The 19,250-nt window shown below is 57.9% G+C and carries 18 protein-coding genes; 10 read left to right on the top strand and 8 right to left on the bottom strand.

Annotated elements, in window-relative coordinates; genetic code table 11:
• Window positions 1-50: 50 nt before the first annotated feature.
• Entirely contained in the window at window positions 51-1,097 is a 1,047-nt protein-coding gene (locus ACR0MJ_RS15945) for a rod shape-determining protein (RefSeq protein WP_039523195.1), read from the bottom strand.
• A 154-nt stretch (window positions 1,098-1,251) separates the two neighbouring features.
• Between ACR0MJ_RS15945 and ACR0MJ_RS15940 the strand changes: the two genes are divergently transcribed.
• Window positions 1,252-2,037 (top strand): 23S rRNA (adenine(2030)-N(6))-methyltransferase RlmJ, encoded by a 786-nt coding sequence (locus ACR0MJ_RS15940; protein ID WP_480761723.1) that lies wholly within the window; start codon window positions 1,252-1,254, stop codon window positions 2,035-2,037.
• A gap of 172 nt (window positions 2,038-2,209) precedes the next feature.
• Here the strand turns inward: ACR0MJ_RS15940 and ACR0MJ_RS15935 are convergent, their stop codons facing one another.
• Complete coding sequence (locus ACR0MJ_RS15935; protein ID WP_170395900.1) at window positions 2,210-3,781, bottom strand: 2-isopropylmalate synthase; 1,572 nt, start codon at window positions 3,779-3,781, stop codon at window positions 2,210-2,212.
• Between the two features lie 276 nt (window positions 3,782-4,057).
• Between ACR0MJ_RS15935 and ACR0MJ_RS15930 the strand changes: the two genes are divergently transcribed.
• A complete protein-coding gene (locus ACR0MJ_RS15930; protein WP_480761863.1) occupies window positions 4,058-4,723 on the top strand; it encodes an SDR family NAD(P)-dependent oxidoreductase in 666 nt (221 codons plus the stop codon).
• A 7-nt stretch (window positions 4,724-4,730) separates the two neighbouring features.
• Here ACR0MJ_RS15930 and ACR0MJ_RS15925 read toward each other — a convergent pair whose 3' ends face one another.
• The gene (locus tag ACR0MJ_RS15925) at window positions 4,731-6,236 is read right to left on the bottom strand and encodes an MORN repeat-containing protein (RefSeq protein ID WP_480761721.1); all 1,506 of its coding nucleotides are present in this window, start codon (window positions 6,234-6,236) and stop codon (window positions 4,731-4,733) included.
• 141 nt (window positions 6,237-6,377) lie between these two features.
• On the opposite strand from ACR0MJ_RS15925, the gene ACR0MJ_RS15920 reads away from it, so the two are divergent.
• The 3 genes from ACR0MJ_RS15920 (at window position 6,378) to ACR0MJ_RS15910 (ending at window position 10,077) form a co-directional block, all read left to right on the top strand.
• Window positions 6,378-8,036 carry an NAD+ synthase gene (locus ACR0MJ_RS15920; protein ID WP_480761719.1) on the top strand — a complete coding sequence of 553 codons (1,659 nt, stop codon included), beginning with the start codon at window positions 6,378-6,380 and terminating at the stop codon, window positions 8,034-8,036.
• Between the two features lie 218 nt (window positions 8,037-8,254).
• A complete protein-coding gene (locus ACR0MJ_RS15915; RefSeq protein ID WP_170408289.1) occupies window positions 8,255-8,596 on the top strand; it encodes a hypothetical protein in 342 nt (113 codons plus the stop codon).
• Between the two features lie 149 nt (window positions 8,597-8,745).
• On the top strand, window positions 8,746-10,077 hold the full coding sequence (locus ACR0MJ_RS15910) for an NAD(P)/FAD-dependent oxidoreductase (RefSeq protein WP_480761718.1): 1,332 nt from the start codon (window positions 8,746-8,748) through the stop codon (window positions 10,075-10,077).
• A gap of 3 nt (window positions 10,078-10,080) precedes the next feature.
• On the opposite strand, the gene ACR0MJ_RS15905 is transcribed toward ACR0MJ_RS15910, so the two are convergent.
• Window positions 10,081-11,013, bottom strand: a complete 933-nt coding sequence (locus tag ACR0MJ_RS15905; protein WP_170395914.1) for an MBL fold metallo-hydrolase — start codon at window positions 11,011-11,013, stop codon at window positions 10,081-10,083.
• 212 nt (window positions 11,014-11,225) lie between these two features.
• Here ACR0MJ_RS15905 and ACR0MJ_RS15900 point away from each other — a divergent pair, with 212 nt between their 5' ends.
• Window positions 11,226-11,564: a DUF1801 domain-containing protein gene (locus ACR0MJ_RS15900; protein ID WP_480761717.1), complete on the top strand. Its 339-nt coding sequence runs from the start codon at window positions 11,226-11,228 to the stop codon at window positions 11,562-11,564.
• 60 nt (window positions 11,565-11,624) lie between these two features.
• Window positions 11,625-12,950 carry a glutamate--tRNA ligase gene (gene gltX / locus ACR0MJ_RS15895; RefSeq protein WP_480761716.1) on the top strand — a complete coding sequence of 442 codons (1,326 nt, stop codon included), beginning with the start codon at window positions 11,625-11,627 and terminating at the stop codon, window positions 12,948-12,950.
• Between the two features lie 15 nt (window positions 12,951-12,965).
• Here gltX and ACR0MJ_RS15890 read toward each other — a convergent pair whose 3' ends face one another.
• Window positions 12,966-13,577 carry a gamma-glutamylcyclotransferase family protein gene (locus ACR0MJ_RS15890; protein ID WP_480761715.1) on the bottom strand — a complete coding sequence of 204 codons (612 nt, stop codon included), beginning with the start codon at window positions 13,575-13,577 and terminating at the stop codon, window positions 12,966-12,968.
• Window positions 13,578-13,671: 94 nt separating this feature from the next.
• Here ACR0MJ_RS15890 and ACR0MJ_RS15885 point away from each other — a divergent pair, with 94 nt between their 5' ends.
• Entirely contained in the window at window positions 13,672-14,118 is a 447-nt protein-coding gene (locus tag ACR0MJ_RS15885) for an Rrf2 family transcriptional regulator (protein ID WP_170423813.1), read from the top strand.
• 2 nt (window positions 14,119-14,120) lie between these two features.
• On the opposite strand, the gene ACR0MJ_RS15880 is transcribed toward ACR0MJ_RS15885, so the two are convergent.
• A complete protein-coding gene (locus tag ACR0MJ_RS15880; RefSeq protein WP_480761714.1) occupies window positions 14,121-16,649 on the bottom strand; it encodes an ABC transporter permease in 2,529 nt (842 codons plus the stop codon).
• Entirely contained in the window at window positions 16,646-17,341 is a 696-nt protein-coding gene (locus tag ACR0MJ_RS15875) for an ATP-binding cassette domain-containing protein (RefSeq protein ID WP_170566394.1), read from the bottom strand. The genes ACR0MJ_RS15880 and ACR0MJ_RS15875 overlap by 4 nt, the downstream gene beginning before the upstream one ends.
• Before the next feature lie 69 nt (window positions 17,342-17,410).
• On the opposite strand from ACR0MJ_RS15875, the gene ACR0MJ_RS15870 reads away from it, so the two are divergent.
• A complete protein-coding gene (locus ACR0MJ_RS15870) occupies window positions 17,411-18,031 on the top strand; it encodes an arylesterase (protein WP_170408460.1) in 621 nt (206 codons plus the stop codon).
• Window positions 18,032-18,040: 9 nt separating this feature from the next.
• Complete coding sequence (locus tag ACR0MJ_RS15865; protein ID WP_480761711.1) at window positions 18,041-18,655, top strand: SOS response-associated peptidase; 615 nt, start codon at window positions 18,041-18,043, stop codon at window positions 18,653-18,655.
• Here the strand turns inward: ACR0MJ_RS15865 and ACR0MJ_RS15860 are convergent.
• Window positions 18,652-19,206 (bottom strand): L,D-transpeptidase, encoded by a 555-nt coding sequence (locus tag ACR0MJ_RS15860; protein WP_170408281.1) that lies wholly within the window; start codon window positions 19,204-19,206, stop codon window positions 18,652-18,654. The genes ACR0MJ_RS15865 and ACR0MJ_RS15860 overlap by 4 nt on opposite strands.
• Between the last annotated feature and the right edge of the window lie 44 nt (window positions 19,207-19,250).

Raw genomic sequence — 19,250 nt, 5'->3', positions numbered from 1 at the left:
CCTTCCCGTGCTGCTCGTGCCCGAGTTTTCACCCCATAAGGGTGCGCGCCTTAGCTTTCGTAGTCAATCGCGTGGCGCAGTTGTTTTTCGTATTCGAGTGCTTTGCCCGTGCCCAAAGCCACACAATTCAGGCTTTCATCAGCAATAGAAACTGCCAAACCGGTTTGCTCGCGCAGCGCCAGATCCAGATCACCCAGCAGCGCACCGCCACCGGTCAGCATCACGCCCCGGTCCACGATGTCCGCCGCCAGATCGGGCGGCGTGGTTTCCAGCGCGGTCATCACCGCCTCGCAAATCTGCTGCACGGGTTCAGACAGCGCTTCGGCCACCTGAGCCTGGCTGATCTCGATTTCCTTGGGCACACCGTTCAGCAGGTCGCGACCCCGGATATGCATCGACTGGCCACGGCCATCGTCCGGCATCCGTGCGGTACCGATGGTGGTCTTGATCCGTTCCGCAGTTGATTCACCCACCAGCAGGTTCTGTTGACGCCGCAGATACGATATGATCGCTTCATCCATCCGGTCGCCACCAACGCGGACCGAGCGGGCATAGACGATATCGCCCAGCGACAGAACCGCAACCTCGGTGGTCCCGCCGCCGATATCGACAACCATGTTGCCGGTCGGATCGGTTATCGGCATCCCCGCGCCAATCGCAGCCGCAATTGGTTCGGCAATCAGGCCCGCGCGGCGCGCGCCTGCGGACAGAACCGACTGGCGGATTGCGCGTTTTTCAACCGGGGTTGCGCCATGAGGGACGCAAACGATAATCTTGGGTTTCGAGAATGTCGAGCGTTTATGCACCTTGCGGATAAAATGCTTGATCATCTCTTCGGCGGTGTCGAAGTCCGCGATGACACCCTCGCGCATCGGACGGATGGCTTCAATGGAGCCCGGGGTCCGGCCCAACATCAGCTTGGCGTCCTCGCCAACAGCAAGGACTTTCTTGACCCCATCCTTGACGTGGTAGGCAACGACCGAGGGCTCAGACAGGATCACTCCGCGCCCTTTGACATAAACCAGCGTGTTCGCTGTTCCAAGGTCGATAGCCATGTCCGCTGTGAACAGGCCGCCCAGATTGCCAAAGATGCCCATATTTCCCTGATCCCGTTTGTCAGAATTTCCACTGCCCGCGACTCGACGGTTCCGGGACGGATGCCTTATAGGGTGCCAACTCGCCCGGTTAAAGGGCTGATTCCGCGACAGTCAGCACCTTTCCGCCTTATTGATGGGGACTTTAGAAGGCAAGATGCTCTCATATCAACACATTTACCACGCAGGAAATCTGGCTGATGTACAAAAGCACGCTTTATTGGCGTGGACGCTGCGTTATTTGACCCAAAAGGACAAACCCCTCAGCTATATCGAAACGCACTCCGGGCGTGGACTATATCACCTTGACGCGGCTGAGGCGGTTCGAACGGGTGAAGCTGTCGCCGGGATCGGGCGCGTCAGGCGCGAAGGTTGGTTTGATTCCGATCATCCAATGGCACGGGTGCTGGATACCATACAGGCCAGTCACGGCGTGCAAGCGTATCCCGGTTCACCCGTGATTGCGGCCAACCTGCTGCGAAAACAGGATAGCCTGCATTTCGCCGAGCTGCATCCGCAGGAACATACGGCACTTTCACTGGCGCTGTCTCCTTTCGGGGCGAAGGTCTATCGGCAGGATGGGTTTGAGTTGGCCCAATCGTTGCTGCCTCCGACCCCGAGGCGGGGCATGATGCTGATCGATCCCAGTTATGAAGTGAAAGCCGAGTATGACCGTTTGCCTGGGGTGATCGCGAAGCTGCACCGCAAATGGAATGTGGGTGTGATCGCACTTTGGTATCCAATCCTTACGGATGCACGTCACAAGGCTATGATTTCGTCTCTGAAATCCGCTGGATATCCCAAAACGATTTGCCATGAGGTGACGTTCCCTCCGGCGCGGGAAGGTCATCGCATGGTCGGATCAGGTATGTTCATGTTGAATGCGCCCTTCGGGATCGAAGACGAAACGCGCCGCTTGTCGGAGCTGTTCGCTCAGCTTTGAAAAGCAAGAATTAAACAGGGAAAGCTCCCGCTCCGTTTGCCTGCATCAAAGATGCCGTCAAACGCGTTGGGCCCGGCAGCGCGCCAGTGGCGCGCTGCCGGGCCCAAAACCCAAGAAGGGTCGGCGAAGCCGGGCCGCCGCGGGTGCGGGAGCCATTCGCCTTACCCTTCGATCAGGTCAGGTCTTTGTAGCTGATCTCGCGTGTATCTGCCCCCGGACCAGCCTTTTCACGACGCATGATCAGGCGGTTCAGCGCGTGGATATAGGCTTTGGCCGACGCAACCACCGTATCTGTATTTGCAGACTGACCGGTGGCGATCATACCATCCTCTTCCAGACGGACCGAAACCGTGGCTTGCGCGTCCGTACCTTCGGTTACCGCATGCACCTGATACAGTTGCAGCCGCGCAGTGTTGGGATAGATCGCCCGGATCGCCCGGAAGGTTGCGTCGACTGGGCCGTCACCGTTTTCCGTGGCGATCCTGTCTGCACCCTCTACTTCCAGTTCGACCGTCGCTTCGGCCTGACCTCCGGTACCGCAGGTCACTTTCATCGACACCAGTTGCAGATGATCGTCCGCTTCGTCGTCGACGCTCATTAACGCGATGAGGTCATCGTCAAAGACTTCTTTCTTGCGGTCGGCCAGATCCTTGAAGCGCACAAAAATGTCTTTGAGCTGGTTGTCACCAACCTCATACCCTAGCGTTTCGAGCTTATCGCGCAGTGCAGCGCGGCCCGAATGCTTGCCCAGCGGCAAAGAGGTGCCAGAGAGCCCAATGTCTTCAGGGCGCATGATCTCGAAGTTTTCGCGGTTCTTCAGCATGCCATCCTGATGGATGCCGCTTTCATGGGCAAAAGCGTTCTTGCCGACAATGGCCTTGTTGAACTGCACCGGAAATCCGGCCACGGTCGCGACCCGGCGCGAAATATGCATGATCTTGGTGGTGTCGATGCCAGTATGCCACGGCATGATGTCGTTGCGTGTGCGCAACGCCATCACAACTTCTTCCAGCGCGGTGTTGCCTGCGCGTTCACCCAACCCGTTTATGGTGCATTCGATCTGACGCGCACCACCTGCGACAGCTGCCAGAGAGTTCGCTGTCGCCATGCCAAGGTCGTTGTGGCAGTGGGTGGCAAAGATTACCTCATCCGCGCCTGGAACCGTCTCAATCAGGCGCTTGATCAGATCTGCAGACTCGACCGGGGCAGTATAACCGACAGTATCGGGGATATTGATCGTGGTGGCGCCAGCCTTGATTGCAATCTCGATCACGCGGCACAGATAATCCCATTCGGTCCGGGTCGCATCCATCGGCGACCACTGCACGTTTTCGCAAAGGTTGCGCGCGTGGCTGACCGTTTCGTGGATCTTGTCGGCCATCTCGTCTTGCGTCAGATTTGGTATCGCCCGGTGCAGCGGAGAGGTTCCGATAAAGGTGTGGATCCGGTTCTTCTCGGCGTGTTTCACCGCCTCCCAACACCGATCGATATCGGCGAAATTGGCGCGGGCCAGACCACAGATGCGGCTGTTCTTCGACCGCTCGGCAATCTCGGACACCGCTTTGAAGTCGCCTTCCGATGCAATGGGGAATCCGGCTTCGATGATGTCGACGCCCATCTCATCCAGAAGCTCGGCAATTTCGAGCTTTTCGTTGTGGGTCATGGTCGCGCCGGGGCTCTGCTCGCCGTCGCGTAAGGTGGTGTCGAAGATCACGACGCGGTCTTGGTCGGTCACGTTTGTCATGGGGTTCTCTTTCTTCTTCTGTCCTAAAGCCTCTTGGCGCGCGGGCGTCCTCCTCTGAGCGGGCGCGCCGGATGGCACGCTCAGAGGCGGATTAGGATCAGTAGACCACGCAGCAACGCGCCGCTGAGTGCGGCGTTTGCAAAAGCGATATCTGCGCGGTTGATCATGGGGATCAGCTTATACAGGGCGCGCGGCGAATGAAAAGCGGGAAATTTACGGGGGAACAAAATTGACGGTGGAGTTGAAGCGATGAAGCTTTCGGCTAACTTCTTGTGCATGAAAACTGCATTAATCATCGGAGCTTCTGGCGGTATCGGGCGCGCTTTGAATGACCACCTGACAACGGATGGTGTCAAAGTCACCCGACTGGCCAGATCAACGGATGGGTTTGACCTGACCGACCCGGATGGCGCAGAGCGTATGCTGGCGTCCCTTTCTGATCCGTTTGATCTGATCATGGTGACCTCAGGGGCGCTTGAGATTAACGGTATGGGTCCGGAAAAATCTATGCGCACCTTGTCCGCGCAGGCGATGATGGACCAGTTCGCACTGAACGCAGTTGGCCCGGCCTTGGTGTTGAAGCACGTGCACCGCCTGCTGCCACGCGACCGCAGATCGGTGATCGCCGTGCTGTCGGCCCGAGTTGGTTCAATCGGGGACAACCGGCTGGGTGGGTGGGTCAGTTATCGTGCGGCCAAGGCGGCTGTGAATCAGATAGTGCATACGGCTGCCATCGAATTGGCGCGCACTCACAAACAAGCCGTTTGTGTCGCTTTGCACCCCGGAACAGTCAAAACGGCCTTTACCGAAAAGTACCTTGCCCGCCACCCGGCTGTTGAACCCAATGAGGCCGCAGCCAATCTGCTGTCCGTCATCAATGGACTCACCCCCGCTGACTCGGGCAGTTTTTACGATTGGGCTGGCAAGCGCGTGCCTTGGTAGGGCTGATTTAGCCGTCGTTTATATCCGGGTCTGTCGCGTCAGGGGCGGGCGCGTCGGGGGTAGAGTATGGCTCAGTGGTTTCAGCACCCGCAGCGGGGGTTTCGGGGGCAGTCTCTGTTTCGGTCGCCAGCGTGTCATTTTCCCAGACGCCGGTCTCAACCTCGCCGCCCGCGAAACGCATCGTGCCGTCACCGTGGCGTTTATTTTCCAGAAAATTGCCCTCATAGACATCACCGGTCTCATAGGTGGCGGTTCCAAATCCAGTGATCTTGCCGTCGGCCCAGTCGCCTGTGTAGCTATATCCGCCCGGTCGGGTCAGTGTTCCCTTGCCGTGACGCTTGCCATTCAGAAAATCGCCTTCGTAAATGATCCCGTCCGGAAACGTAGCCTTGCCCTTCCCCTGTCGGACGCCGTCTACCCAATCGCCATCATAGCGATAGCCATTTGCAAAGGTCAGAATACCTTTGCCGTCGAAGCGGGCGTTTTTGAACTGGCCCGTATAAGCCGTTCCGTTGGGATAGGTTGCCGTGCCGGTGCCCTCAAAAATCCCGGCGATCCAGTTGCCGTCGTAAACTGATCCGTCGGGGTATGTCGTTTGCCCCTTGCCATGAGGCAGGTCATCTAGAAAGTCGCCGATATAGACCGAACCATCGGGATAGAGCATCTCACCCAGGCCCTCAATCTGGCCCTTTTGCCAGGCGCCTGTGTACGCAAATCCGTCGCTACCACTATAGGTGCCCTGACCATGGCGCTGGTCATCAGCATAGTCGCCTTCATAGGTCGCACCGTTGGCATAGATGGATTTGCCTTTGCCCTGTCGGCGATTTTCGACCATTTCGCCTTCGTAGACATCTCCGTTTGGTTGAACCAAACGGCCTGTTCCGGCCATCTGGTCGTTGGCCCAGGACCCAGCATAAGTCATGCCGTCGACCCAGACCTGACTACCCTGACCATGCCGTTGCCCGCCATTCAAGTCGCCCTCATAGGTACTTCCATCGGCGTAGGTGATCTTGGCGCTGCCGGTTTTCTGGCCGTTTACCCAGTCGCCCTCATAAACCGAGCCATCCGGGCCGGTCAGCACGCCGTGACCGTGATATCTGGCGTCCTTGAAGCCGCCCTCGTATCGCGAGCCGTTGGAATATGTCGCGATACCGGTACCGTTTATCGTGCCGTTGGCCCACTCGCCCTCATAGGACTGGCCATCAGAATAGACGATTTTGCCGCGCCCTTCTGGTTGGCCCTTGGTGAATGTCCCTTCATAGACAGAGCCATTGGCGTAGCGCGCGGTGCCTTGTCCTTGAATCTCGCCCTCGACCCATTGACCGGAATATTCAAAACCGTTCGGCAGGCGGTAAGTGCCGGTGCCATGGCGCAGCCCGTTTTCGAACGTGCCCTCGTAGACACCTCCGACATCATCATCAGCGATGACAATCTGACCGTCCTGTTGGGCGATAGCAAAAGACGCCAGCATTGTAAGCGTTGCAGCGGTAAGGGATGTGCGGATCGCTTTCATTTTTGTACCTGCCTGCGGTGTTTGTGTTGGCGCAAAACTAAGATACCGCCGAGGGCAGAGCAACGGCTTTTGGCGCATTTGCCTTTCACTCGCGGTGTGATCTGCTAAATCCCTGAAAGACATGAGGGCAAGAGGGCAAAAATGGCCGATCGTTTCCGCATCACTCTGGCGCAATTGAACCCAACGGTTGGGGATATCGACGGTAATGCCGCCAAGGCTGCTGCAGCCTGGCAGCAAGGGCGCGCGGCGCAGGCTGATCTTGTGGCGCTGCCCGAGATGTTCATAACCGGCTACAATACCCAGGATCTGGTGATGAAGCCCGCGTTTCATCGGGCCGCGATGAATGCGGTGCAGGCGTTGGCTGAAGACTGTGCCGACGGCCCGGCGTTGGCCATCGGCGGTCCTTGGGTTGAAGATGGGAAGCTTTATAACGCCTACCTGATCCTCAAAGGTGGGCGGATTGTCAGCAAAGTTCTTAAACATCATTTGCCCAATGAGACCGTCTTTGATGAAGTACGCCTTTATGATGCGGGTCCTATGGGCGGCCCTTATGCGGTTGGAAATGTTCGTATCGGTAGCCCGATTTGCGAGGATGGCTGGCACGAGGATGTCGCTGAGACACTGGAAGAAACCGGGGCCGAGTTTCTGCTGATCCCCAACGGCTCGCCCTATTTTCGAAACAAATACGATATCCGGTTGAACCACATGGTGGCTCGCACGGTCGAAACGGGCCTGCCGGTAATCTACCTGAACATGGTCGGCGGGCAGGATGATCAGGTTTTCGACGGTGCTACGTTTGGATTGAACCCGGGTGGAGAGCTTGCGTTCCGCATGCCCGTCTTCGATGAGGCCGTCAGCCATATCGATCTGTCGCGCCAAGATGACGGATGGCGTATTGTGGCTGGTGAAGTCGTGCCGCAACCCGACGAATGGGAGCAGGATTATCGCGCGATGGTGCAATCTCTGCGCGATTACATGGGCAAGACGGGGTTTGGCAAAGCTGTGCTGGGGTTGTCGGGCGGCGTCGACTCGGCGCTGGTGGCCGCAATAGCCGTGGATGCGATCGGTGCGGAAAATGTACGCTGCGTAATGCTGCCTTCGGAATATACAAGCCAAAGTTCTTTGGATGATGCCGAAGCCGTCGCCAAGGCGCTGGGAGTGCACTACGACTTTGTGCCGATCTCTGAGGGACGCGCAGCGGTAACCAACACTTTGGCTCCGCTTTTTGCAGGGCGGAATGAGGACCTGACCGAAGAAAACGTCCAGTCTCGCCTGCGCGGTCTTCTGCTAATGGCGATTTCGAACAAGTTTGGCGAGATGCTGCTGACCACCGGCAACAAGTCCGAGGTCGCAGTGGGATATGCCACCATTTATGGAGACATGAACGGCGGCTATAACCCGATCAAGGATCTGTACAAAACTCGCGTGTTCGAGACCTGCCGCTGGCGCAACGCCAATCATCGCGACTGGATGATGGGACCCGAAGACGAAGTCATACGCCCTTCGGTGATCGACAAGCCGCCAAGTGCTGAATTGCGTGAAGATCAGAAAGATAGCGACAGCCTGCCGGACTACCCTGTTCTCGATGCGATTCTTGATATCTTGGTAGATCAGGATGGCTCAATCGCCGACTGCGTTGCAGCCGGATTTGACGAGGCCGAGGCCCGGCGGGTCGAACACCTAATTTACATTAGTGAATACAAGCGCTTCCAGTCCGCGCCTGGCACACGGTTGACGCCACGGGCCTTCTGGCTGGATCGTCGCTATCCGATTGTAAATCGCTGGCGGGATAGAACGTAAGCACCGCTCTGGTTGAAGAATTTACCATTGTTTCGAAAGTGCATGGTAATGCGGGTTTCTGCGGCAGTTTGTTTATCCATTTCAGCCAGTTGTGCGGTGAAAAGACTATGTTTCGCTTGTACGCGCGTCCTTTTTTTGCCACATTTACGACAGGGGTCTGCCTCATATGGGGCGGATGTGACGCAATCCGGTAGGTTGTCCTGCCATTTTCAGAGCCGATGACCGGGATTGTGGAACTGGGAAAAGGCATCCGTGTTTGGGATGTCAGTAAAGGTATTGGTGGTCAAATGACGAATGGATACGATAAGCCGCTTCATTCTCCGTTGCAGTTGAAGCCTATGGAATCAGCGCCGCGCAAGTTGGATGAACAGGCGCTGGATGCTGCGATTGCAGACATTATGAGCCAGGAAGAGCCGACGCCCGACGCGGTGGCAGGCCCGGTTCCGTTGCGATCGGAATTTCCGGTGTTGCAGCCACAGGAATCGCTTGCATCAAAGTCCGATCCCAAGCTCAGCACGGTACTGCGCCAGAAATGGGCGCAACTTTCCGGGGCGGCGTAATCTGAACGCATCTGCGCGGCGTAATTCGCCGCGCATTGGCCAATTGGCCACAGGTTCCGGCAATTGCCCGGGACCAACCGTTTTCTACATTGCCAGTGAAATCGCCTTCAGGCTGGATGACGCTCCGATGAACGAGCACCGAGCGGTTAATGCCAGGCCCCACACCGACACCCGTCGAATCTGATCTCACACTTCCCAAACACGTAGATGTTGTCGTCATAGGTGGTGGAATCATCGGGGCTTCGGCTGCCTTCGAGCTTGCTGAGCGAGGTGTTTCCGTTCTGTTGTGCGAGAAAGGCCGGATTGCGGGCGAGCAAAGCTCGCGCAATTGGGGCTGGGTGCGCCTTGGGACACGTGATCCGCGCGAGATCCCCCTGATGCAAGAGGCGCTTAGAATCTGGCAAGGGCTGGATGCGCGATTGGGACGCGCCACAGGCTATGTTCAATCAGGAATCGTGTTTGGCGCGTCTGGCGCACGAGACGATGAAAACCTGACGCGATGGCTGGACCATGTTGAAGGGCTGCAAACAGGTGCTCGCATGGTATCCGGCCCTAAACTGGACGGGTTGCTGTCGGATAACAGTATGAAACTGCGCTCAGCGCTTTACATGCCGCAGGACGGGCGGGCCGAGCCGCAATGGGCGGCCCCCGCAATCGCCGAGGCGGCGCGCGACCGTGGGGCCGCGATCATGACGCAATGCGCGGTGCGAAGTGTCGATGTTGCTGCGGGCCGGATCGCAGGTGTTTTCACCGAACGCGGCCGCGTAAGGTGTAGTCAAGTCGTACTTGCAGGCGGAGCCTGGTCTCGGCTGTTTGCGGGGAACGCTGGAATCACTCTGCCACAGCTCAAAGTGCTCAATACGGTCATGCGGACCTCTCCGGTTGCAGCAGGGCCAGAGGTGTCGCTTTGGAGTGATGATTTTGCCATTCGAAAGCGCTCGGACGGGGGATACACCATAGCTTCGGGTCACGAGAATACGGTGGATATCGTTCCTGACAGTTTCCGACTCGGGTTGCAGTTTCTACCCGCATTCCGGCAAGAGTGGCGGTCCTTAAGGTTTCGCTTTTCGAGACGCTGGATGGTCGAGGCGAATGAGGATCGAAGCTGGCTGCCGACCGATGTGACACCGTTTGAACATTGCCGAGTGCTCGACCCGGAACCTTCCCAGAAAGTGTTGCGAAGGGCGTGGGCCAACGCCCGCAAGGCGTTGCCTGCGCTTGATAGTGCGGAGATCGTGCAAAGCTGGGCCGGCCTGATCGATGTGACCCCGGATGCGATCCCGGTCATCTCGAAAGTGGACGCGGTGCAGGGCCTGCATATTGCGACCGGTTTCTCTGGCCACGGTTTTGGCATCGGTCCTGCCGCCGGTCGATTAGTGGCGGACCTTGTTACGGAAAGCACGCCTTGCGTTGATCCGACCGCCTTTCGCCTGTCCCGTTTCACCGATGGGGCAAAAGTGCGGCCGGATGCTGGTTTTTAGCCTCTAACCCATCATTTGATAGCTGACCGGCACGAACCGGAACCCGTCGCCACGGGATTCGACATACCCAGCGGCCGGGAAAGGCATGTGATAGCCGATCATAGGCACTTTGTCCGCAGCCAGCATGCCCAGCACATTCCTGCGCGATTCCGTTGCAGCGGCTTTGTCCATGTCGAATCGCACTTCCCATTCAGGGTGTGCAAATGACCAGACATAGTGATTTGCAAGATCCGCCGTCAGGACCAGACGCTGACCGTTACTTTCTAGGTGATAGACCATATGGCCCGGAGTATGACCAAACGCTGCCATACCGGTGACGCCGGATGCGACTTCACCACCATCCCCGATAAAGGTCATCTTCTCTGCCATCGGGGTGACTTTGGCTGCAACCATATCACCCACTCGGTTGCCCGCGTCTTGCGCTGACCAAAAGTCGTATTCGGGTGCTGCTGTTACATAACGCGCATTGGCAAAAGTCGCGGCATCATTGGTTGTCATACCACCGATATGATCGGGATGCATGTGGGTAATGACCACTACATCGATCTGATCAGGCGTTACGCCGGCGTCGGCCAACGCGGCCTGAATTCCACCTTGGCCAAGCCCAGTATCAAACAAGATCATCTCGGACCCCGTATTAACCAGCGTTGGTGTGAAGAAGAACTGCGCAACATCTGGCGAGATGAAGTTGTCAGCCGATACACGGGCGAAATCTTCATCCGAGGCGCCGCCGCCGAAAATGTCCTGCGCACCATCACGAGGCAGGCTGCCATCCAACAAGGTGGTGACGGTGAAATCGCCCAGTTGAAACGATTTTGCTATTGTAGAGTTGGCTTTGGTCTCGGTACCTGCGGCCAGAACAGGCGAAGTAGCTGCCGCAAGCGGCAGAGCCGCAACCGTTCCAAGCGCCGCCCGGCGAGTCAATCTGATGGTCATGGTCGTTCTCCCTGTCAGAGCATGTTTGACTGAATTAGGTCAGTCTGGGCCTGTGGCCATACTATGGCACTGTTATATGGGCTGCGTGGTTGAACATTACGTGTTAATTTTTGTTCATGCCGCGATCTGCGAATAAAACCGTACCCACCGAGCAAAACGTTGCTGATTTTCTGGCGAGTATTCAGCCGACCCGCAAGGCGGAGGAGGCGCACGTGCTGGACAGGCTGTTTCGTGAAACCACAGGTTATGCGCCAGTAATGTGGGGGCCGTCGATCATTGGCTATGGTCGATATCACTATCGCTATGCGTCAGGGCGCGAGGGCGACTTTCTCGCAACTGGGTTCTCTCCGCGCAAGGCGGCGCATTCCATCTATATCATGCCCGGGTATGCTGACTTCGGAGATATCTTATCAAGACTGGGCAAGCACAAGCTGGGTAAATCCTGCCTCTATATGAATAAGCTACCGGATATCGATCTCGACGTGCTTCGTGAACTCATCAAAGCCGGGCTCGAACGCTTAGATGGCATTTGGCCGGTTGAACCGACCTGAAAGCCCCTGCTGGACAAAAACGCGCCCATGTGAGATGAGCCGCGCCAACAGGAGACACCTATGACCACCACCCGTTTTGCCCCATCACCCACCGGTTACATCCATGTGGGCAACCTGCGCACCGCCCTGATGAACTATTTGATCGCCCGCAAGGCTGGCGGCACGTTCATTCTGCGTATCGACGACACCGATCCTGAGCGGTCGAAAGAAGAATATGTCGACGCGATCAAGCAAGACATGGAGTGGTTGGGCCTGCACTGGGACAAGGTTGAGCGTCAGTCGGATCGTCTGGACCGCTACGCCGAGGCCGCCGACAAGCTGCGCGAGATGGGCCGGTTCTACGAGGCGTTCGAGACGCCCACCGAGCTGGACCTCAAGCGCAAGAAGCAACTGAACATGGGCAAGCCGCCAGTCTATGACCGTGCAGCGCTGAACCTCAGCGATGCCGAGAAAAAAGCCCTGCGCGCTGAGCGTGGCAATGGCGTCTGGCGGTTCAAACTGAACCACGAGCGTATCGAATGGAACGATGGCATTTTGGGCGACATCTCGATCGATGCAGCTTCAGTATCCGACCCGGTGCTGATCCGGGGCGATGGTCAGGTTCTCTATACGATTGCTTCTGTGGTCGATGACACCGAGATGGGTGTAACCGATGTCGTGCGCGGCTCGGACCATGTCACCAACACCGCAACGCAGATTCAGATCATCGAGGCGTTGGGCGGCACCTGTCCGCGTTTTGCGCACCACTCGTTGCTGACTGGCCCGCAGGGTGAGGCTCTGTCTAAGCGTTTGGGCACACTGGCCTTGCGTGATCTGCGAGAGCAAGGTGTGCAGCCAATGGCCTTACTGAGCCTGATGGCGCGTCTGGGGTCGTCAGATCCGGTTGAGCTGCGCTCGGATATGGCAGAGTTGATCGACGGCTTTGATGTTACACGCTTCGGTGCGGCCCCAACCAAGTTCGACGTGCAGGACCTGTTCCCGCTGACTGCGAAGCATCTACAATCGCTGCCGCTGACCGATGTGGCCGATGCCGTTGCTGAAGCAGGTGTACCTGCTGAACTGGCTGAGCCTTTCTGGACCATGGCGCGCGAAAACATCACCACGCTGAGCGATCTCGAGGGATGGTGGGAATTGTGTCGTGATGGGGCCGAACCCCTGATCGCTGACGAGGACCGTGAGTTCATCGCTCAGGCTGTCTCGTTGCTGCCCGAAGGCCCATTCGATGGGGAAACTTGGGGCACATGGACCAAGGCAGTTAAAGAAGCAACTGGTCGCAAGGGCAAAGGCCTGTTCATGCCACTGCGCAAAGCGCTGACGGGGATGGAGCGCGGGCCCGAAATGGCGACCTTGCTGCCGCTATTGCAGGTGATCCGCGCTCGCGGCTGATTTCAGGGTCAGTACTTAGAATACGAAGGAGGCAGGTAAATCACCTGCCTTTCTTTGTTCTCCGGGTCGCAAAACTTGCGCCGAAACGCGTTGCAGGCGATCATCCACGAATTCGGTCTCGGCCTGCTTCAATTGTTGGTGACGGGGATAACGGGGCTCGGCGCGGTCGTTCAAAATCGGAGCATCCCAACCATCGGTTGTTGCAAAGAAGCGATCGGCGCCCTCTGGTCCAAAAGCCCGCAGATACCCTTGCACGACAACATCAATATAGCTGAGCAATAGGGGATGGTGATTGCTGGGCGCGGTGTGTCGATCATGCGGGACTGCGTAGACAGCGATTTCCACCTCTTGCGTCAGAGTGTGCGTGATCGACCGTGTGGCTGGAACGCGGTCATAGGCCCATTCTCTTTGGTCCAACGCGGCCCAGTCGTTTTTAGGAACATGGGCGATCATACCATCGATCTCGGAATCAGCATCCGGCACAGCGGTCAAAAACGCCACCGGTCGCAGATCAGTGTGCCGCCATGCGCGTCGCCAACCTTTCAGTCGCGCTGGGCGCGGGTCGGGGAAATCATGCGTCGACAGGTTCACGAGGCTGCCATAGCCGAAGAAATAAGGGTCTGCCATGCGGGTCGCGTCCTTCTTTGACGATTGATGTATGTCAAACAGTCTTTTTACGAGACATGCAATAAAGCTTCACCTTGAGATTCGGGAGGCCCTAATGCGGATTACCAAACGGACGAATATCGCGGTGCGTGTTTTGATGTATTGCGCCGCACATCAGGAACGGCTGGTCACGAAGGCCGAGATCGCCGATGTCTGTAATATTTCAGAAAACCATCTGGCACAGGTGATCAACCAACTGAGCCAGCTAGACTATCTCAGCACACAACGCGGCCGCAATGGCGGCATGACGCTGGCGCGCCCGGCGGATCAGATCCGGGTCGGGTCCGTGTTTCGCCATGTCGAAGGCGGATTGCCGATTGCCGAGTGTTTTGCGGATGCTGACAACACCTGCCCACTGACCGATGCCTGCCGCCTCCGGTTGGCGCTGCGGGATGCGGCTGAGGTGTTTTATGCGTCGCTGGACGAAATCACGCTCGATGCGTTGGTGTGCGACAATGACCAATTGCTGAAAATATTGCAGCCTGTCGCTTGTATGCGCTGAACTCAGTCGCTGGCGCGCAGTATGCGCGCAGGGCGTACTGAAAGCGGGCGCAGGGCAAAGACCATCCCCGCGCCTAAGGTAACGCCAACCCCGGCGATGACGATCCCAAGCGCGGATGGCCAGATGACCGCGAACTCTGTGTCGAATATATAAGTAGCCACGGCCCAACCGCCCAGAATTCCGGTCAGCAAAGCAACGCAACCTGCGGCTGCTCCCAAAAGGATTGCCCGCAGGGCAAAGCTGCGCAATATGCGCCCACGGTTGGCACCCAGAGTCTTGAGGATCGCTGCCTCGTACCTACGCGCCGGTTCGCCCGCTGCCGCCGCACCGATCAACACTAAAAACCCGGTCAACAGAGAAACCCCTGCGCCATATGACGTGGCTGCCGCAAGCCCTGCCAGCAGGCCTGATACCCGGTCGATGGCGTCTCTGACCCGGACTGCCGTGATGTTGGGGAATTGACCGGCCAAATCACGCAGAATGGCGGCCTCGGCCTGTTCTTCGGCATAGACGGTAGCGATGAAGCTATGCGGGGCACCAGCCAAGGCAGAGGGGTTCATCGACATGACAAAACCCATTCCTGCAGTGGAGAAATCAACTTCGCGCAGCGATGTGAGTTCAGCTGTGATATCGCGGCCCAGGATATTAACGGTCAGCTCATCGCCCAGTTTCAGGCCCATCTCGTCGGCCTCTTCTGCGGCAAAGCTGACTTGCGGTGGGCCGCTGTAGTCCTCTGGCCACCAAACCCCGTCAGTCACGCGGGCATTCCGTGGGGGGCGGGCAGAGTAGGTTACGCCCCGGTCGCCGTCCAGAACCCAGTGATCGCCTGCAATCTCGCGCGCGGGTCGCCCATTGATTTTGGTAATGATCCCACGCAGCATCGGAGCGCTTTCTACCCGACTGACGGCAGGGTCGGTGTCGAGACGTTCGCTGAACCCGGGCATCTGATCCTTCTGGATATCGACGAAGAAATACGAGGGTGCGACCTCCGGCAAGTTGCCCGAAATCGCATTGCGTAGCGTGCCGTCGATCTGCCCCACCGCCGCAAGGACCGAAAGGCCGAGCCCAAGGGACAGGACCACCGATGCTGCGCCTTCGCGTGGGTCAGAGATGGCGGACAACGCCCACCGCAGGGCTGGACGCCCTCTGGCCCAAGGAGCGCCCACGCGGGCCAATTTGCGAATGGCAATGGCAGAAAGGGTCAGCAAAGTGAGCGCCCCCGCCAGACCTGCGCTTGTCCAGAGGGTCAACCGGGTTGAACCGCTGAACCAAGCGGCGGCTCCGATCAGTACGGCCAGGCCAATTGCAGTCGCAATTACATAGATCAGGCGCGGGAAGCTGCTTGCCGAAGTCAGCGCATCCCGGAACAATGTTGCCGCACGCACCTCCTCGGTTCTGGCCAGAGGCCAAAGCGTAAACAGGAACGCGGTTAGCACACCATAAAGTGCGGCCTCGAACAGGGGCTGCGGATATAGCGAGAATACAGCAGGGATCGGCAATTGGGTCTCGATAACCGGTGCCAGCAGCATTGGAAGCGCCGCGCCCAGGGTCAAACCCATGACGATACCAACGCCTGAAAGAACGGCGATCTGGATCATGTATGTCTGAAAGATTGTGGCCCGATCAGCGCCCAAAGTCCGCAATGTCGCAATGGTTTCCGTTTTCTGGGACAGATAGGCGCGCACGGCAGCCGATACGCCGATCCCCCCAACCGCCAATCCGGATAGACCAACCAGCACCAGAAACGCGCTGAGGCGCCCTACAAACTCGGATATCCCCGGTGCACCATTGCGGGCATCAGTCCAGCGCATGCCGGTTCCCTCGAAGGCCTGCCTGGCTTGCTGCGACAGCGCCTCCAACTCGGCGGTTTGCGGCAAGTTCATCCTGTATTTGGTGGAAAACAAAGTACCCGGAGCCAGCAGGCCCGATGATTGCAAATCCTCGGTTCGAACCAACGTGCGCGGTCCTAGCGAGAACCCATCTGCCGCACCATCCGGTTCGTGTTCCAGCGAGGCCATCAAAACGAACCTCTGCGTGCCGAGATCAAATTGGTCCCCAATCGCAAGGTTCAGGCGGTCAATCAGTGACGGAGCCATCACGGCGCCGGGCAGCCCATCGGCGCCCGCCAAGGCCTCGGGCAAAGAAACTGCGGGTTCCAAAGCCACCGATCCCAACAGCGGATAGGCCCCGTCCACGGCCTTCACCTGAGTTAACGCCCGTTGCGCGCCTGCGCCATCACCCGTGACGGCCATGGACCTGAAATCGACGACCTCCGACACTGCTTGCGCGGTGTCCGCCATCCAGTCACGTTCCTCATCGTTTGCAAAGCGATAGGTGAACTCCAGCTGGGCATCGCCGCCTAAGAGCGACGCGCCCTCTTGTTGCAATCCGGTCTGAATGGCTTGGCGCACCATGCCAACCGCAGCAATTGCTGCAACACCCAAAGCCAGGCAGGCCAGAAACACCCGAAACCCGCGCAACCCACCGCGCAGTTCGCGCCGGGCCAGGCGACCGGCCAGACGCAGGCTCATTCGGCGGCCTCACGCTGGGATTCCTCGGCGATACGCCCATCGCGCAAGCGCACAACGCGGTCGCATTTCTGAGCCAGCGTATGGCTGTGCGTGACCAGTACCAGAGTTGCCCCGTGACGGTCCCGCAGTCCGAATAACAGATCAATGATTGCTGAACCGTTGGTTTCATCCAGATTTCCCGTTGGTTCATCTGCCAGTAATATATGCGGGCGCGGGGCCGAAGCGCGGGCCAGCGCCACACGCTGTTGCTCGCCGCCTGACAACTGCGCCGGGTAGTGATCGATACGATGTGAAAGGCCAACGGCCTCCAACTCGGCCGCGGCGCGCTGGAATGCATCTTTGTGTCCCGCGAGTTCTAACGGGGTCGCCACGTTCTCAAGCGCGGTCATCGTCGGAATCAAGTGGAAATTCTGAAACACTACGCCCATGGCATCTCTTCTGAACCGTGCCAGCGCATCCTCGCTCATTTTCGTCAAATCTTGGCCCAATGCGGTAACGCGTCCACCAGTTGCCTGTTCTAAGCCGCCCATTAGCATCAGTAGCGAAGACTTTCCGGAACCAGAGGGACCGATCAGCCCCAGAGTTTCACCCTTGCTCACAGTCAAAGTGATGTCGTGCAGGATATCCACTCTTCCGGCATTGCTATCCAGCGATAATGCGGCATCTTGGAGGGTGAGAACGGGTGTCGTCATCGATCAGGCCATCAAGAGGGGTACAGTCCATTGGGATATGGCGCGATACAGAAGCTGCGCAAGGGTTTGATGTCAGGCGTGTTCATCTGTTGCGGATTTGCCGCGACGGCTGAGCCGGTGGTGATTGCGGCGCTCGGAGATTCCCTGACACAAGGATATGGACTTCCGCAACAAGACGGGTTTGTGCCGCAACTGCAACGCTGGTTGCAGGAGGAGGGGGCGGATATTCAGCTTATCAACGCCGGTGTTTCCGGGGATACGACCGCAGGAGGAGCCTCCCGCGTTGATTGGACTCTGACGCCAGAGGTCGATGGCATGATTGTAGCCCTCGGCGGCAATGATCTGTTACGCGGTATCGATCCGGATGTGTCGCGCGCCAATCTTGAGGCAATCCTGAACACCGCTGAAGCTGCGAATGTCGAAGTTCTGCTGATCGGCATGCAAGCCCCCGGGAACTATGGGACGGATTACAAGCAAAGTTTCGATGCCATGTATCCGGAACTGGCGCAGCAGTATGGCGCGATCTATGCGGAAAGCTTCTTTGACGGGCTCACGACCGAGGGCGATCCTGCAGTCGCGCGCCAGTTCATGCAATCTGATGGCATCCATCCAAATGCCCAAGGCGTTGCGCTGATCGTTGACGCGCTAGGACCTATTGTACTGGCTTTAGCGGAGCGCGCTGCCGATTAGGAGGGTCCTATGCCAGGCCGGTTTTTTCTCACACGACCAATTGGCGAGATTGCTAAGTTCCTGAACGTGAAAGATAACGTAGGGCCTCAACCCCCGCGCAAGAACATTCAACCGGGTCAGGAGGTGACGGTATTGACCGGTGAAGGCTTGAAGATGATGCGTTGGGGGGTGATCCCGGTCGGCAGGGTCAATGCGCGCGGACGTCCGGTGATGGAGACCATTATCAACGCTCGCTCTGAAACGGTTTTTGACAAAAGCGCATTCGAAGGTGTTGGGCGCGCAGTTATACCAGTTGATGGCTGGTACGAGTGGACCGGAGAGAAACGGCGCAAAACTGCATGGCGTATCGCAGCGAAGGATGGCATACCGCTGTTATTTGCTGCAATTACGGATAGTTGGGAGGCCCCTGGTGGGCAGCGTGTGGATCAGGTCGCCGCAGTCACCTGCGAGCCAAATGCCGATGTAAAGCCGATCCACCACCGTATGGGTGTGTTGCTGGGGTCGCAGGATGTGGATTGCTGGTTACATGGATCCGAAGAAGAGGCGCAGAAGCTGATGCGCCCATGGCCAGAAGGTCGCCTGAGGATTGAACAAGCCGACGATGTGGATTGGTCGGCGGCTTAGACCACGGTCACCACGGTTCCAATCGGCACCCGGTTGTACAGATCGATTACATGCTGATTCAGCATCCGTATGCAGCCGTTCGAGGCCGCGCGACCGATGGTTTGCGGTTGTGTGGTGCCATGGATGCGGAAATAGGTGTCGACTCCGTTTTGGAACAGATACAAAGCGCGCGCGCCCAGTGGATTATCGCTCCCTCCGGGTTGGACATAGTCGTTGTCCTTGAACCGACCATAGGCCACCGGGTCGCGTTCGATCATCTCATCGGTCGGTCGCCAGGTGGGCCATTCCTTCTTGACGTCGATAGTTGCGGTTCCTGTGAACTCCAGTCCGGCCTTGCCGACGCCGCAGCCATAACGGATCGCTTTGCGGGGTTCGGTTATATAGTAAAGGTAGAAGGAACGGGGAACGACCAGCAGCTGACCGGGTAGGAATTGCTTTTTGACCCGCACGAATTGTGGCGTGGGATCATATTCGACCGCTTTCTTGGCGCTGACAACGCCCGGAAGCAGGCTGACGGCAGTACCGGCCAGAAATACGCGGCGTGTGAACATGGTGACATCCCTCAAATGACCAAAGAAATCATAACGCTAGTTTT

This window comes from Ruegeria sp. C6 (genome assembly GCF_056537625.1).
Note: the sequence above shows the minus strand (reverse complement) of the source record. Positions and strands in the feature narration are given on the sequence as shown.